The sequence below is a fragment of the Sorangium sp. So ce1036 genome (assembly GCF_051369805.1).
Lineage (GTDB): Bacteria > Myxococcota_A > Polyangia > Polyangiales > Polyangiaceae > Sorangium > Sorangium cellulosum_F.
Genome location: NZ_JBBMOX010000001.1, coordinates 1,685,315 through 1,700,841, shown reverse-complemented (window position 1 = coordinate 1,700,841; position 15,527 = coordinate 1,685,315). Strand labels below are relative to the sequence as shown.

9 protein-coding genes are annotated in these 15,527 nt (G+C 72.4%); 6 read left to right on the top strand and 3 right to left on the bottom strand.

The genetic code is table 11. From position 1 onward, the window contains the following. Positions 1 to 191: 191 nt before the first annotated feature. Genes drmA through drmC form a run of 3 tightly spaced genes read left to right on the top strand, consistent with a single transcriptional unit; the run spans position 192 to position 6,231 of the window. Positions 192 to 3,566, top strand: coding sequence for a DISARM system helicase DrmA (gene drmA / locus WMF31_RS06310; protein WP_436601060.1), 3,375 nt, complete (start codon positions 192 to 194; stop codon positions 3,564 to 3,566). Then, entirely contained in the window at positions 3,566 to 5,440 is a 1,875-nt protein-coding gene (drmB, locus tag WMF31_RS06305; protein WP_436601059.1) for a DrmB family protein, read from the top strand. Before drmA ends, drmB begins: the two co-directional genes overlap by 1 nt. Continuing rightward, positions 5,440 to 6,231: a DISARM system phospholipase D-like protein DrmC gene (drmC, locus tag WMF31_RS06300; RefSeq protein WP_436601058.1), complete on the top strand. Its 792-nt coding sequence runs from the start codon at positions 5,440 to 5,442 to the stop codon at positions 6,229 to 6,231. Before drmB ends, drmC begins: the two co-directional genes overlap by 1 nt. Before the next feature lie 191 nt (positions 6,232 to 6,422). On the opposite strand, the gene WMF31_RS06295 is transcribed toward drmC, so the two are convergent. From WMF31_RS06295 to WMF31_RS06285, 3 genes are all read right to left on the bottom strand, one after another. Next, on the bottom strand, positions 6,423 to 7,466 hold the full coding sequence (locus tag WMF31_RS06295; protein WP_436601057.1) for an NAD-dependent epimerase/dehydratase family protein: 1,044 nt from the start codon (positions 7,464 to 7,466) through the stop codon (positions 6,423 to 6,425). A 42-nt stretch (positions 7,467 to 7,508) separates the two neighbouring features. Then, positions 7,509 to 8,546 carry a deoxyhypusine synthase family protein gene (locus tag WMF31_RS06290; protein ID WP_436601056.1) on the bottom strand — a complete coding sequence of 346 codons (1,038 nt, stop codon included), beginning with the start codon at positions 8,544 to 8,546 and terminating at the stop codon, positions 7,509 to 7,511. 574 nt (positions 8,547 to 9,120) lie between these two features. Further along, positions 9,121 to 10,116, bottom strand: coding sequence for a phosphotransferase enzyme family protein (locus tag WMF31_RS06285; protein ID WP_436601055.1), 996 nt, complete (start codon positions 10,114 to 10,116; stop codon positions 9,121 to 9,123). Positions 10,117 to 10,304: 188 nt separating this feature from the next. Between WMF31_RS06285 and WMF31_RS06280 the strand changes: the two genes are divergently transcribed. From WMF31_RS06280 to WMF31_RS06270, 3 genes are all read left to right on the top strand, one after another. Further along, the gene (locus WMF31_RS06280) at positions 10,305 to 11,105 is read left to right on the top strand and encodes a glycosyltransferase family 2 protein (RefSeq protein WP_436601054.1); all 801 of its coding nucleotides are present in this window, start codon (positions 10,305 to 10,307) and stop codon (positions 11,103 to 11,105) included. 61 nt (positions 11,106 to 11,166) lie between these two features. Further along, on the top strand, positions 11,167 to 12,756 hold the full coding sequence (locus WMF31_RS06275) for a C45 family autoproteolytic acyltransferase/hydolase (RefSeq protein WP_436601053.1): 1,590 nt from the start codon (positions 11,167 to 11,169) through the stop codon (positions 12,754 to 12,756). A gap of 285 nt (positions 12,757 to 13,041) precedes the next feature. Continuing rightward, entirely contained in the window at positions 13,042 to 15,516 is a 2,475-nt protein-coding gene (locus tag WMF31_RS06270) for a cytochrome c peroxidase (protein ID WP_436601052.1), read from the top strand. Positions 15,517 to 15,527: the final 11 nt, after the last annotated feature.

The following is a 15,527-nucleotide window of genomic DNA, read 5'->3' as shown; positions in this document are numbered from 1 at the left end:
GACGCGGGCTTTCCGGTGGACATAACTCGGCCGATTCTTCTAGTACTTTCTATTCTGCGGGTCCCGGCTTCATTCCGTGGGTTCGCGCGGCGGATCGCGATCGACCGCGTGCGCGCCGGGGAACGAGCGGGACCGCAGGCCGGCGGGGGCGCGCCGCGCGATCGCGCCGGGGGACGACGAGGAGGACGCCGATGCCGACGACGGAAGGGACGAAGCGCACCGAGCCGGTGCAGGTCCGCGATCACCTCGTGGAGGTCCTCGGGCGCGATCTCGTGGGGGCCGAGCCGGACGAGGTGCTCTCCGTGGCGCCGTCCCGCTGGTACCTGACGGGGTTCCTGGTGCCGCGGGAGGCGCCCATCGAGGTGCGCGAGGATCCGGAGCCGGACGAGGAGCTCGCGAGCGTGGAAGGCGAAGACGGGGACGACGCGGCGCCCCCGGAGGTCGCCTCGGCGCGCAAGGCGTTCTTCCCGTCGTCGATCGGGCTGAGCGTGCTCGTCCCGGCGGCGACCCGCGCGCTGTCGGTGCGGGCCACGTGGGGCGAGTACGCGCGCGAGGACGGGTCGGTCCGCCCCGCGCCGCAGGGCGAAGGGGCCGAGTCGCAGGCGCCGGCTCGCCCGCAGGAGCGCTGGCGGCGATCGCCCCGGGAGGTCGCGCAGGCGTTCGCGCTCCCGCCGACCGGAAAGGTGGCGTATCCGCTCGCCGACGGCGTGAACCTGGTCGTCTCGGTGCGGCGCGTGCCGGCGGGCGCCGGCGTCGACGAGGGGGCGCGCGCCGTCTCGGCGTTCCTCGTGAACGACAAGGAGCTGTCCGAGCGCGCGCCCAAGGACCAGGCGTTCCTCTTCCAGGCGAGGCTCGAGCTCCACACGGAGGAGCGGTTCCTCCCGCGCCCGAACGTCCGAGGGCAGAACGGGAACGACCCCGACGAGCAGATCGCAGAGCTCCAGTACCGCAATGTCTACGAGCACGCGGTCGGGCACGGCGTCGCGGCCGAGGCCGCCGTCGTCGAGGGGCAGGCGTGCAGGCGCGTGTGGACCACCTGGCTGCCGACCGCGGAGGTCGAGAAGGTGGTGCCCGGCGACGTCATGGGGGTGGAGCTCGGGATGGAGGCGCTCGCCGACGCCGGGTCGGCGGCCGAGGTGCGGGCGATGCTCGCGGAGCTCCCGGCCAGGTACGCGCAGTGGATCGAGGACCAGGCGAGGACGCCGGTCGACGAGCACCAGCGCGAGGTGCTGGCCGGGCTGCTCGACGCGGCCGACACGGTGCGGCGCCGGATGATCGACGGCCTGGCCGCGCTCGACGACCCCGACGTGCTCCTGGCCTTCCGCCTCGCGAACCGGGCGATGGCGCGCGCCGCGCGGGCGCGGGACACCGAGAAGAAGAACGGTCCCCCCACGTGGCGGCCGTTCCAGCTCGCGTTCCTGCTGATCAACCTCCGCGCGATGCACGAGCCGGCGCACCACGACCGCGCCGTCATCGACCTGCTCTTCTTCCCGACGGGCGGCGGCAAGACCGAGGCCTACCTCGGGCTCGCGGCGTTCACCCTGGTCCTGCGCCGGCTGCGGAGCGGCGGGGTCGCGGGGGCGGGCGTCAGCGTGGTCATGCGCTACACGCTGCGGCTCCTGACGCTCGACCAGCTCGGCCGCGCCGCCGCGCTCGTGTGCGCCCTCGAGCTCGAGCGGCAGGAGCGCGCCAGGAAGGGGGACACGAGGCTCGGCGCGTGGCCGTTCGAGATCGGCCTCTGGGTCGGCAAGGGCGCGACCCCGAACCGGATGGGCTCCGAGAAGGATTACGACCCGACGACGGCGCGGATGAAGGTCAATGCGTACCAGCAGGCCTCGGACAGGCATCCTTCGCCGATCCCGATCGAGAAGTGCCCCTGGTGCGACAGGAAGTTCGTCCCGAGCTCGTTCCGGCTGACGCCGACCCCTGCCCGCCCGCAGAACCTCGAGGTCTACTGCGCAAACCGCGATTGCGCGTTCTCCGGCGAGCGCGCGCTCCCGATCCTGACCGTCGACGAGCCGATCTACCGTCGGCTGCCGTGCTTCCTCATCGCGACCGTCGACAAGTTCGCGCAGTTGCCGTGGGTCGGCCGGACGGGCGCGCTCTTCGGCAGGGTCGACCGGCACGACAAGGCCGGGTTCTACGGCCCCTGCGATCCCGGGATCGGGCGCCCGATCGAGGGGGGTCAGCTCGCGCCGCCCGACCTCGTGATCCAGGACGAGCTCCACCTCATCTCGGGCCCGCTCGGCACCATGGTCGGGCTCTACGAGACGGCGATCGACGTGCTCTGCGAGCGCCCCGCGGCGGGCAAGGCGTTCGGCCCGAAGATCGTCGCCTCGACCGCGACCGTGCGGCGCGCGGAGGCGCAGATCAAGGCGCTCTTCGGCCGCTCGGCGGTCACGATCTTCCCGCCGCCAGGCCCGGACCGCCGCGACTCGTTCTTCGCGCGCACGGTGCCCGCGACCGAGCGGCACGCGCGGAAGTACGTGGGTGTCGCCGCCCCCGGCCGGAGCGTGAAGGTGGCCCTGCTGCGCGTCTACCTCGCGCTCCTCGCGGCCGGAAAGAGGGCGTACGACGAGTCCGGGCTCGCCGCCGACCCGTACACGACGCTCGTCGGCTACTTCAACAGCCTGCGCGAGCTCGGCGGGAGCCGCCGGATCGTGGAGGACGAGGTCACCTCCCGCGTCCGCGGCTACGACACGCGCCGGCGCGTCGGAGAGGAGGCCGGCGATTTCGCGGCGCGCTCGCTCGGCGAGCCGGTCGAGCTCACCAGCCGCGAGCCGACGCACCGCGTCGCGAACGCGAAGGACCGCCTCGCGTGCGCGATGGACAGGCCCGAGCACGTCGATGTCGCGCTCGCGACGAACATGATCTCGGTCGGCCTCGACATCCAGCGCCTGGGCCTGATGGTCGTGTTCGGGCAGCCCAAGACGACCGCCGAGTACATCCAGGCGACGAGCCGCGTCGGCCGCGACGACAGGAGGCCTGGGCTCGTCGTCACGCTGCTCAACTGCCACAAGCCGCGGGACCGCTCACACTTCGAGCGATTCAACGCGTACCACGCGTCGTTCTACCGTGCGGTCGAGGCGACGAGCGTCACGCCGTTCTCGCCGCGCGCGATCGACCGCGGGATCGCGGCCGTCACCGTGGCGCTCGCGCGCCTGAGCGTCCCCGAGCTGACGCCGCCGCGCGGGGCCGAGGAGATCGGCAAGGGCGCGCTGCGCGAGGCCGTGAGCCGCATCCCGCGGCGCCTCGGCGCGCGGGCGGCACAGGCGCACGTCGACAAGGACGAGGCGCCCGAGATCGGGCGCAGGGTGGAAAAGCGGACGAGCGATCTGCTCGACTCCTGGCAGCGCACCGTCGAGAAGAACCACGCTGTCAGCGCCGGTCTCCAGTACCAGCGCGAGGAGCCCGCTCACCCGAACCTGCTGCGCGATCCGCTCGAGCCCGAGCCGGACGATCGCGATCTGCGGAAGTTCAAGGCGCAGCGCTCGCTGCGTGACGTCGAGCCCAGCGTGGATGTGTACCTGAGAAAGCCCGGCGGACGCCGGCAGGAGGACGGCTGATGGCAGCGCGCAGGCCGCGTTCGAGCGGCTCTCCCAGGGGGAGGATCCGCCCCGAGGGGCAGGTCCGCAGGAGCCAGGTGCTGACGACCTTCGGGCCCGGCGCGCTCGTCGACTTCCCGAAGCACGCCGCCATCATGGGTGGGCTCGAGTCGTGGGGAGATCCGGACAAGGAGGGTTTCCAGCAGGTCTTCGAGGAGCGGCTCGAGGCCGCCCTCCGGGCCCGTGAGCAGAACCCCCGCTTGCGGCTCTTCGCACCGCCGTCGAGCCCGGATTCGCTCGACGCGCCGGCGCGCGGCATCACGGCCTTCGAGTTCCCGGAGTGGTTCATCGAGCAGCCGCCGGAGGGCCGGGTCGGCGAGGGCGGGTTCCGGTCGCGCCGCCTGCTCCACCGGAGGGCGATCGAGCGTGGCAGCTACGGCAAGGTCGTCCCGATCCGGTTCGTCCGGGCCTGTCCGAATGGTCACATCGGCGACATCGACTGGCGTGGCTTTGCCCACGGAGGCCGCACCGACTGCACGCGCGAGCTCTTCCTGGACGAGCGCGGGACGAGCGGCGATCTCGCCGACATCATGGTGCGCTGCGCCTGCAAGGCGAGCCGCTCGCTCGTCGACGCGACGCTGAAGGGCGATCAATCGCCCCTCGGGCCTTGCTGGGGAGAGACGCCGTGGCTCGCCGATGCGGCGCCGGGGGACGGGGAAAAGCCCGCTTGCGTCGATGAACAGGGGAAGCCGGTGCGGAACAAGCTCCTCGTCCGCTCGGCGACCAACGCATATTTCCCGCAGAACGTGAGCGCGATCTCCATCCCCACCGATGCGAGCAAGCAGGCGCTCCGCGAGGCGATCGAGGCGGCGTGGGGCGATCTCGAGTCGGCCGAGGGCGAGGAGGACGTCGCGCACGAGCTGAAGAAGGCCAGATACAAGCACCTGCGCGATCGCTTCAGCGCGCGGGAGCTGTGGGCCGAGGTGCAGCGCAAGAGGTCGGGGCAGAGCGAGGAGGGGCGCGGGATCAAGGCGGCCGAGCTGGACACGTTCCTTGCGATTCCGGAGTCGGCCGGCGAGGACACGCCTGATAAACAGGATTTCTTCGCCCATGCGCTGTCGCTCGATCCCGCGCGGCGCGGCGCCATGGGGCTCGTCTCGCGGGTGGTCCTCGTGCACCGGATGCGCGAGGTGATCGTGCAGCTCGGGTTCACGCGCTTCGAGGCGCCGGCGCGCGACGTCGACTACGAGCTGTCGCTCGGCGTGCGCACGGCGCCGCTGGCGCGCGAGGTGACCTGGCTGCCCGCCGTGGAGAACCGAGGAGAGGGCATCTTCCTGGCGCTCGACCCCGGCGCGGTCGCCAGGTGGCGCGACAGGCGCCCTCAGGTCGAGGCCCGGGAGCGGCAGCTCATCGCGGGGTTCGAGGCCTGGAAGAAGCGCCGCCAGGTCAAGAACGCGCGGTTCCCGGGCGTGACCTACGTGATGCTGCACTCGCTGTCACACCTCTTGCTCACGGCCGTCTCGCTCGAGTGCGGTTACGCGGCCAGCTCGATCCGCGAGCGCATCTATCTCGACGGGGACCGCTGCGGCATCCTGCTGTTCACCGGCACGCCCGACGCCGAGGGGACCCTGGGTGGCCTCGTGCAGGTGGGCAAGAAGCTCGCTCACCACCTCGACGCGGCGCTCGACCTCGGCAAGCTCTGCTCGAACGACCCCGTGTGCGCGCAGCATCACCCGGACGACGCGCACGAGGAGCGGTTCCTCCACGGCGCCGCGTGCCACGGTTGCCTGCTCATCTCGGAGCCATCGTGCGAGTGGTCGAACGAGCTGCTCGATCGCTCGCTGGTCGTGGACACGGTGGAGGACTCCGGCACTGCCTTCTTCTCGGAGGCGTGATGGAGCCGCTCGAGGTCCCCAGCGAGACGCTGCTCCAGCTCGCCGACGCGCTCGAGGCGGGCCATGTGCGCGGTCCGCTCACGAAATTCGGGCTGCGCGCCTTCACGACGTCGGCGAGCGCGGTCCGGTCGCTGGAGGCGCTGCGGCAGACGGCGGGGAGCGAGGCCGCGCTCGCCGCCATGTGCCGCCTCGTGGTCGCGGAGCGGGCCGCCACGATGGCGCGCGCGCCCAGGGTGGAGCTGGTGTGGACCGGGCCGGAGCGCGCCGGCGCGTCGTCGCGGGACACCAAGGTGGTCGTCGCCGAGCTCTTCGCCCGGGCGCGGAGGTCGGTGCTCGTGTCGAGCTACAGCCTCAGCGGCGGAGCGACGCTGTTTGCGCCGCTCGCCGCGAGGATGGCGGAGATCCCGGCGCTGCGGGTCCGGATGTTCTTCGACCTCACGGTCGGCGACGACGGCATGTCGGGACCGCGCACGCGCGAGGCGCACGAAGCGCGCTTCGTCCAGCGCTTCCGCAAGTGGCACTGGCGCGGCGCGCGCGTCCCCGAGGTCTTCCATGACCCGCGCACCATCGATGACGACAGGATCAGCTTCCACGCCAAGTGCATTGTCATCGACGAGGAGATCGCCTTCGTCACGTCGGCCAACACCTCGGTGGTCGCACAGCAGGAGAACATCGAGGCGGGGGTGCTCATCGAGGACCGGCTCTTCGCGCTCGCGCTCGGCAAGCAGTTCGATGATCTCGTGACGGCTGGGCTGCTCGTGCCCGTACAGGGGTTGGCGGCGCTGCGGTGAAGATCGAAGAGAACGTCGGCGGGTCCGGGGCAGGTCTCGACCTCCCCACCGCCTGCCCGGCCACACCCCCGCCCAGATCCCGAAGGTCGGGAGCAGCGCCTCGCGCTGCTTCCGTTCGCTCCGTCGCGCTCACGAGCGAGGGCCTGCTCGTCCCGCGGCCGGCGCGAGCCCTCCCGGGGCCGCCGCGCCCGTCAGAAGAACGCCTTCAACAGGCCGATCGCGCCCTGCTTCCAGGGCACGCGGTGGGTCACGCCCGAACGGCTCTCGAACTCGCTCCGGTGCGCCCGGTACCACTCAAGGTTGCGCACCAGCGCGTCCTTGTTCGAGTATTTCGGCGCGAAGCCGAGCAGCCGCTCGGCCTTCTCGATCGACACGAACGAGTCCTTCGATGCCGTCTCGTAGACCCACTTGTAGAGCGGCGATAGGCCCATCGCCTCGAGCGCGCGCAGACCGAGCACCGCCGGCGCCGCGGGGAAGGGCACGATCTTCTTGCCCTTGCCCGCCGCGTCGAGCACCGCCTGGTAGTCCTCGCCCATGGTGGTGAAATCCTTCGCGCCGATGTTGAAGGTGTCGTTGGCCACCGACGCATCCTTCGTCATGCACAGGGTGATGGCCTCGCAGAGATCGGCCACGTCGAGGAGCTGGTAGCGGTTCTTGCCGTTGCCGATCATGGGGAAGCCCTTGCCGTCGAGCGCCCAGTCGTAGAGCAGGGCGAAGACGCCCAGCCGCTCCGGACCGATGAAGGACTTTGGCCGGATGATGGGGACCACGAGCCCTCGGCCGCGCTCTTCCAGGCACACGAGCTCGGCCTGGATCTTGGCCTGCCCGTAGGGGCCTACGCCGTCGAGCCGGTCGTCCTCACCGAGCGGGTGGTGGTCGGGGATGCCGTACACGGCCGTGGAGGAGATGTGTACGGCGCGCTCGACGCCGTGACGGCGCGCGGCGCTCATGACCACGCGCGTGCCGATCACGTCGGTCGTGTAGATCTCCTCCGGCGTGTACAGGGGCAGCGCCGCCGCCGTGTGCACGACGAAGTCCTGCCCCTTCACCGCCGCGTCGACGACCGCTGCGTCGCGGATGTCCCCGCGCACCTCGCGGATGCGTGACCGCTCGGGGTAATCGAAGTCCAGGAGATCGAGCGACGTGACCTCATAGCCGCGCTCGAGCAGGTGCCGCACCAGATTGATCCCGAGGAAGCCCGCGCCGCCCGAGATCAGGACCTTCTTCTTGCTCATCGTCTTGCAACCTCGCTTCAGGGCAAAGAGAGCCGCCGGCGCTCACGCGCCGTGCGCCTCGATGATGGCCCGCGCCTCGTCCGGTTGACGCTTGCACTCGAGCAGCGCCCCGAGCAGGAGCGGCGCCACGATGGTCGCGTCCGACTCGATCACGAACATGGGCGTGTCCGCGGTCAGCTTGTCCCAGGTGATCTTCTCGTTCGGCGTGGCGCCGGAGTACGAGCCGTAGGATGTCGTCGAGTCGGAGATCTGGCAGAAGTAGGCCCAGGGCCGGGCCGACTCGCCGAGATCGTATTTGAGCGACGGCACCACGCAGATGGGGAAGTCCCCCGCGATGCCCCCGCCGATCTGGAAGAACCCCACGCCGGCGCCGGCGCTGAGCGCGCGGTACTGATCGTAGAGCTCGGCCATGTACTCGATGCCCGACTTCACGATGCTCGCGCTGCACTCGCCCCGCTTCACATAGGACGCGAAGATGTTGCCGAAGGTCGAGTCCTCGTGGCCCGGGACGACCAGCGGCAGCCCGGCCTCCGCGGCGGCGAGCAACCAGCACTCCTCGGGCGGTCCGCGGTGGAGCGCGGGCTCGACCGCCCGGATCAGCTCGTAGAAGTACTCGTGCCAGAAGCGGCGCTCGCCGCGCGCCGTCGCCCGCTCCCACATGGGGACGATGTGCTTCTCTACCGCACGGAAAGCCTCGTCCTCGGGGATGCTGGTGTCGGTCACGCGCCGCATCCGGTTTTCGAGGATCCGTGTGTCGTCCTGCTTGGTGAAGTAACGGTAGTCGGGGAAGTCGCGGTAATCGTCATGCGCCACGAGGCGGAACAGCGACTCCTCCAGGTTGGCGCCGGTCACCGACATGCCGTGGATGAGGCCGGCGCGGATGGCGGGCGCCAGCGTGATGCCGAGCTGGGCCGAAGACATCGCCCCGGCCACGGCCCAGAACATCTTCCCCCCGCGCTCGATGTGCTCCCAGTAGGCGAGGAGCGCGTCGCGCGTCGCGCGAGCGTTGAAATTCTTGTAGTTGCGCAGAACGAACGTGAGCAGGGGCAGCGTCGTGGACGCCCTCTCTGTCCCAGCCATGTTTCACCGAACCTCGGCGACCACGGAGGTCGTCCCGGTGGTCTCGGGCCGCGCAGGCCACCGGGGACGCTCTACGGACCGGCGAAGGCCGGGCCGCCATCGCAGCGTCGGGTGGCTCCATGGATCCGTAGCACGCATCGGGAGGATCGTGTCAAGACCGTCTCGACGGGCGGGGACCTGTGCGCGCGACGTGCACCGCCCGGGCAGGGCGAGCGCGACCATGGCGCGACATGCCCTGCGCCCTCCTCCGTCTTACCTCTCCTGTCTCCCGTCCTCGTCTGGCCTCTTCGTGCGCGTGCGCGTGCGCGTGCGCGCTCATCCCTTGCACGTCTCTCGTCATTCGCTTCGGCCTCTGTCCGCGAATTCATGATCGTGCGAGGGCTCGACACGATCGCGCACGAGGACGCGGACGGAATGAGCGCGCACGCGCACGCGCACGAAGAGGGAAGACGAGAGACGGGAGACGGGAGACGGGAGACGGGAGACGGGAGACGGGAGACGGGAGACGGGAGACGGAAGATGGGATGGACGGGACATGGAAGACGGGGTGGTCGGGAGACGTAAACGCTCTCCCTCACCCCCCCGCGAGCCGCCGCGCGATCTCCTCGCGCTGCCTCCTCGCCGCGCGCGCCAGCGCGAGCTGCCCCGCGGCACGGTGCAGGTTGTGGGCCACGCGCGTCGGAAACCGCTCCGCGTCCCAGCCGAAGTACCGATCCTCGAACGCGTCCCGGCAAAACCGCGCCGCGAGCTCCAGCGCGATCCTCTCCGGGGCGTCCGCGAGCGCCTCCCTCTCCTCCGCGCCGAACGGCCTCACCTCCCGGTAGCCCGCCACCGCGGCCGCGAAGATCTCGAGATCGAACCGCGCCTCGGTCGAGTCCTCCCCGGCCGGGTTGCACCACGATCGCCACGCGTCGCCGAGCTCCACGTCGATCGGCTGGAGCGCGAGCGTGTCCAGGTCGATGAGGCAGAGCCCCTCTCCCCCCTCCGAGAAGCGCACGTTCGAGATCTTCAGATCCCCGTGGCAGTGCCGGGGCGGAAGATCCAGCCGCCCCTGCCACGTGCGCCACGCGTCGAGGATCGCGTCCGCGAGCCTCCTCCCCTCGCCGCCCGTGGCCGCGGCGTCGAGGCGCTCCATGTGCAGCGCCGTGTCGTGCGCGCCGGCCCGCACGTGCCGGTAGCGGTGCTCGAGATCGTCCACCGCGCGGTGGAAGCGCGCCACCAGCGCGCCCGCGGCGCGGGCGAGCGCGGGGGTGCCGACGCGGTGGTGCGTGCGGCCCGGGATGAAGTCCATCGCCCTCCACACCGCGCCCCCGGCGTCGCGCGCCCACAGGCCGCCGTCGTCGGTGCGCGCGAGGCGCGGCGTGGCCAGGCCGCGGGCGGCCAGGTGCGCCGTCACCGCCTCGATGTCGTCGTGCACCTCCGGCGCGAAGACCGGGCTCACCCGCTGGACGATGAACCGCGGCGGCTCGCCGGCCACCCACGTTGCGTTCAGGTTGCCCTGGTCCTCGCAGCGACGAAGGCCGAGGCCGCGGAGCGAGGCCCACGCGTCCGGGATCATGTCCGGGCTCATCGGGGCGCGAGGCTACCTGCGCTCCCCCTCCACCACCAGCACCCCGCGCTCCCCCGCCACCACCAGCGCCCCCGGCCGAGCCTCGACCGCACGCGCACGGCTGACCTCGTTCCGGCAGCCGGCGCGGCCCCTCGATCGTGCCCGTCGCTGTTCATCCAGGGCGCACCGTGATAATCGCGCAGGGGTTCATGCGAATCTGCGCCATCATTCCCGCCTACCAGGCCGAGCGCAACGTGGGGGACGTCACGCGCGAGGCGCTGCGGGTCGACGCGCTGGGGGGCACGGTCTTCGTGGTCGACGACGGCTCCAGCGATCGGACGGCCGAGCGCGCGCGCGCGGCCGGGGCGTCCGTGCTGCTCCACCCCGTCAACCTCGGCAAGGGCGCCGCCCTGCGCACGGGCATGGAGTTCGCCCTGGCCGCCGGGTTCGACGTGGCGATCACCCTGGACGCGGACGGTCAGCATCCGCCCGACGAAGCGCGGCGCCTCCTCGACGCCGACGCCGACCCCGAGGCGCTGGTGCTCGGCGTCCGGGACCTCGTCGCCGCCGGTGCGCCGCGCGCGAACCAGATCTCGAACCGCATCTCGAACTTCTTCCTCTCGCTCTTCGCCGGCCGCCCGTTCGCGGACACGCAGTGCGGCCTGCGCCGCTACCCGCTCCGGCGCACGCTCTCGCTCGACGCGCGCGACGACGGCTACGCCTTCGAGGCCGAGATCCTCCTGCGCGCCGTGGCCGCCGGCGTCCGCATCGTCGAGGCGCCGACCCGGGTCATCTATCCGCCCGAGGACGAGCGGCTCACCCACTTCGACAGCGTGCGCGATCCGGCGCGGATCGTGGCCCGCGTCGTCGCGACGCTCGCGCTCACGCGCGGCCTCCGCCACGTGCCCGCCGCGCCGGCGCCGTTCCCGCCGGCGCGCCGCCCCGCCGCGAGCCCGCGCGTCCCCGACCTCGACCCGCGCCCGTCGCAGCCGACCGCGGCGCCGCCCTGATCCCGGTGGACGACGTGACCTCCTCCCCGGAGGACGACAGGATCTCCCCCCGGAGGACGACGTGACCTCCTCCCCGGAGGGCGACGTGACCGACCGGGCCGCCCCCGGCGCGGGCCCGTCGCGGACGCCGTCGTCGCGCCTCGCCTCGCGGACGCCGTCGTCGCGCCTCGCCCGCCACCGCCGCAAGCTCATCGCGGCCGCGGCGCTCCTCGCCGCGCCGTTCCTCGCGCACCTCGCCGTCGGCGCGGCGACCCGGATCGAGCCGCCCCCGATCCGCGCCGCCGCCGGCGAGCCCGCCGTCGGGCCGGACGGCCTGCGCGTCCTCGGCCCCGCGTACGTGCGCCGCCGCGGCCGCATCCTCGAGGCGCGCCTCTCCGGCTCGCCCGAGGAGATCGGCCACCAGCACGGCCGGCTCTTCTACCCGGAGATGGTCCGGAACGAGGGCACCCTCCACGAGCAGCTCCGCCTCCACGTGCCCGTCGCGCCGCTCCGGTGGCTCCTCATGGACCTCGCGCGCCTCCAGTTCCGCGGCGTGGACCAGGGCATGACCGACGGCGCGCGGCGCGAGATCGCCGCGCAGGCCCGCGCCTTCTCGCCCGACCCGTTCGAGGGCTCCCTGCCCACGTACCACCGCTTCGTCTTCCTCCAGTCGCTCTACGACATCGCGCTGTCGTTCGAGCACTCCCCGCTCCTCGGCTGCACCAGCTTCGCGCTCACCGGCGGCGCGTCCGCGGGGGGCCACGCCGTGCTCGCCCGCAACTTCGACTTCGAGGCCGGGCCCATCTTCGACGAGGGCAAGGCGGTGTTCCTCGTCCACGAGGAGGGCAAGATCCCGTACGCCTCGGTGTCCTGGCCCGGCCTGGTCGGCGCGGTCACGGGCATGAACGCCGCGGGCCTCGCGCTCGTCGTCCACGGCGGCAGGGCCGGCGAGCCGCGCGCCGCGGGCGAGCCGGTCGTGCACACGATGCGCGCGGTGCTCGGCCGCGCGCGCGGCGTGGACGAGGCGCTCGCGCTGCTCCGCGACCCCGCGCACGCGCCCATGGTGTCCCACCTCGTGATGCTGGTCGACGCGGGCGGCCGCGTCGCGATCGCCGAGCGCGCGCCCCACGCGCCGCTCCACGCGCGCGTCCCCGACGGCGCCGCGCAAGCGGGGAGCAAGGTTCCGCTCACCAACCACTTCGAGGGGCCGCTCGCCAGCGACCCGCGCAACCTGCGCGTCGAGGCCGAGACCTCGACCCGCGCGCGGCGCGCCCGCCTCGACGAGCGGCTCGCCGCGCTGCCCGAGGGCGCCACGATCGAGGCGGCCGTCGACATCCTGCGCGACCGGCGCGGGCCCGGCGGCGCGCCGCTGCCGCTCGGCGACCGGCGCGCCATCGACGCGCTCATCGCGACGCACGCCGTCGTCATGGATGCGACGGCGCGCGTGCTGTGGGTGAGTGAGGGTCCGCACCTGGTCGGCCGCTTCCTGCGGTTCGATCTGGCGCGGCTGCTCGACCCGGCCTTCGACCCCGCGTCCGACGCGGCCGAGCCCGCGGCGCTGCCCGAGGATCCGCTGCTCACGAGCGGCGACTACGCCGCCTGGGAGCGCGCCGGCGCTCCCCACCCCGGCGGCGAGCGCGGCGGCGACGCGGGCGGGTCGACGACGCCCTGAGGCGACGCAGGTCGTCGCCGGGGCGGCGGCGCGGGCGGGTCGACGGCGCGCCGAGGCGACGCTGGCCATCGCCGGACGTTCAGTGAAGCGGCGCGGCCTCCGCCGCGCGCGCAGGTTTCAATAAGTTTGCGAGGCCGTGACGTACCCCACCGTCGCACACCGGCGGCAGGACACTTCTCGTCCGGTCCTGTCCTACCGCGAGATTGCCTAGCGCGAGCTTCCGACTGACAATGCGATCCGGCGCGCAAGGACGCGGCCAAGGAGCGGCGCACGGTCGACCGGACCATGACAGATATCAACCTGATCAACACCACCCTGGATTGCAGGTACCTCATCCTCGGGCTGCTCGGCGAGGGCGGCATGGGGGCGGTCTACGAGGCGCGGCATCTGGGCACCGGTCGCCGCGTCGCGGTCAAGGTGATCACGAGCAAGCTCGCGCAGGACGAGGCCGTCATGGCGCGGTTCGAGCGCGAGGCCAGGGCGGCCGGCGCCATCGACAGCGAGCACATCGCGAGCGTGCTCGATAGCGGGAGGGACCGCGCGACCGGCCTCCCCTTCCTCGTGATGGAGCTGCTCTCGGGCGAGGACGTCGATCAGATGCTCCGGCGGCTCGGCCCGCTGCCGCCCGAGCTCGCGCTCTGCATCGTGGGCCAGGCGTGCATGGGCCTGGCGAAGGCGCACGACGCGCGCGTCATGCACCGCGACATCAAGCCCGCCAACCTGTTCCTCGCCCGGCGCGACGGCGGCGAGATCACGGTCAAGCTCCTCGACTTCGGGGTCGCCAAGATCCAGGCCGACGAGGCGTCCGAGATCCAGCCGGAGCTCACGGCCACGACCAACCTGATCGGGTCGCCGATCTACATGTCGCCGGAGCAGGCGCGCAACATGAAGGACGTCGACTACCGGACCGACCTCTGGTCGCTCGGCATCGTCCTCTACAAGATGCTGACGGGGCGCACCCCGTACAGGAACTCCCGCGGGCTCGGGGAGCTCATCGTCGCCATCTGCTCGACACCGGCGCCGCCCCTCCTGCACCAGGCGCCGTGGGTGCCGCCCGAGGTCGCCGAGATCGCGCACCGCGCGCTCCAGATCGATCGCAACGCGCGCTACCAGAGCGCGCTGGAGATGATGGACGCGGTGCGGGCGCTCTTGCCGCACGGCTTCTCGATCCGCGAGGAGATGCTGCGGCCCCTGCCCGACGCGATCCAGGCGGACGTGCCGCCGTCGTCGGTCCAGCGCCCGAACACCGAGATGCCGACGCGGCGCCCGCCGACGCCGGCCCACACGTCGCGGAGCTGGTCCGATCAGGGCGAGCCCTCGCCGCGGCGCCCGCCGACGCCGGCCCACACGCCGCGGAGCTGGTCCGATCAGGGCGAGCTCGCGTCGCGGCGCCCGCCGACGCCGGCCCACACGCCGCGGAGCTGGCCCGAGCGCGTCACGCCGTTCTCCCAGCAGAGCGGCCTCGCGATGAGCGGCCTGGAGCACCGGCAGAGCGGCCTGGAGCACCGGCCCGACATGCCGCCCTCGTCGAGGACGGTCGCGGGCACCTCGGTGCCGTTCCAGAGGACGGTCATCGCGGGGGGGCAGGTGGCGCCCGTGGCCACGCGCGGCCGCGGTCGGGCCGCGCCGATCCTGGCGGCGGCGGCGCTGGTGGCCGCCACGGGCGCCGGCGTGGGCGCCTGGCTGGTGCAGAAGACGACCGCGGCCGCGCCCCCCGCGGCGCCGGCCGCCGCCGCGGCGCCGGCCGCCGCGGCGGCGCCGCAGGAGGCGGCCCCGGGCGCGTCGGCGGCCCCGCCCGTGGAGATCGATCCGGAGCGGCTCGCGAGCTTCAACCCGCTGCCGTCGGTCATCACCACCTCGGGCAACCCGCTCACGGAGGAGAAGATCCAGCTCGGCCGGATGCTCTACTACGAGCCGCGGCTCTCGCGGAACCACGACATCTCGTGCAACAGCTGCCACCCGCTCGACCGCTACGGCGCCGACGGGATGAAGGTGTCCACCGGGCACGCCCACCAGAGCGGCCGCCGCAACACGCCGAGCGTCTACAACGCGGCGGGGTCGTTCGCGCTCATGTGGGACGGGCGCTTCGACACCCTGGAGGAGCAGGCCAGCGGGCCGCTGATGAACCCGGTCGAGATGGCGATGACGCCGGTGCGGATCGAGGCGACGCTGCGCTCGATCCCCGAGTACGTGAAGGCGTTCAACCGGGCGTTCCCGAACGATCCGTGGCCCGTGACGGTCGCCAACGCGACGAAGGCGATCGGCGCGTTCGAGCGCAAGCTGTTCACGCGCGGGCGGTGGGACCAGTTCCTGGAGGGCAACCCCGACGCGCTGACGAACGAGGAGAAGGAGGGGTTCAACGCGTTCGTGGAGGTCGGGTGCGTGACGTGCCACTTCGGCCCGCACGTCGGCGCGACGATGTTCCAGAAGCTCGGCCTGGTGCGGTCGTGGCCGGACACGATGGACCGCGGCCGCTTCGAGATCACGAAGAAGCCGGCGGATTTCATGGTGTTCCGGGTGCCGAGCCTGCGCAACGTGGCGAGCACGGCGCCGTACTTCCACGACGGGTCGATCTCGTCGCTGCAGGAGGCGGTCCGGCTCATGTCGAAGCACCAGCTCGGCAAGGACCTGTCCCCGGCCACGGTGGACCAGATCGTGGTCTGGCTGAAGACCCTGACGGGGGAGATCCCGAGCGAGTACATCGCGAAGCCGGACCTCCCGGAGAGCGGGTCCAACACGCCGCCCCCCATGGCGGAGTGAGCGCGGCCGGG

Excerpts from the sequence above, each read along its gene's own strand:
- drmA (WP_436601060.1), top strand. The coding sequence starts at position 192 with ATGCCGACGACGGAAGGGACGAAGCGCACCGAGCCGGTGCAGGTCCGC.
- drmB (WP_436601059.1), top strand. The coding sequence starts at position 3,566 with ATGGCAGCGCGCAGGCCGCGTTCGAGCGGCTCTCCCAGGGGGAGGATC.
- drmC (WP_436601058.1), top strand. The coding sequence starts at position 5,440 with ATGGAGCCGCTCGAGGTCCCCAGCGAGACGCTGCTCCAGCTCGCCGAC.
- WMF31_RS06295 (WP_436601057.1), bottom strand. The coding sequence starts at position 7,466 with ATGAGCAAGAAGAAGGTCCTGATCTCGGGCGGCGCGGGCTTCCTCGGG.
- WMF31_RS06290 (WP_436601056.1), bottom strand. The coding sequence starts at position 8,546 with ATGGCTGGGACAGAGAGGGCGTCCACGACGCTGCCCCTGCTCACGTTC.
- WMF31_RS06285 (WP_436601055.1), bottom strand. The coding sequence starts at position 10,116 with ATGAGCCCGGACATGATCCCGGACGCGTGGGCCTCGCTCCGCGGCCTC.
- WMF31_RS06280 (WP_436601054.1), top strand. The coding sequence starts at position 10,305 with ATGCGAATCTGCGCCATCATTCCCGCCTACCAGGCCGAGCGCAACGTG.
- WMF31_RS06270 (WP_436601052.1), top strand. The coding sequence starts at position 13,042 with ATGACAGATATCAACCTGATCAACACCACCCTGGATTGCAGGTACCTC.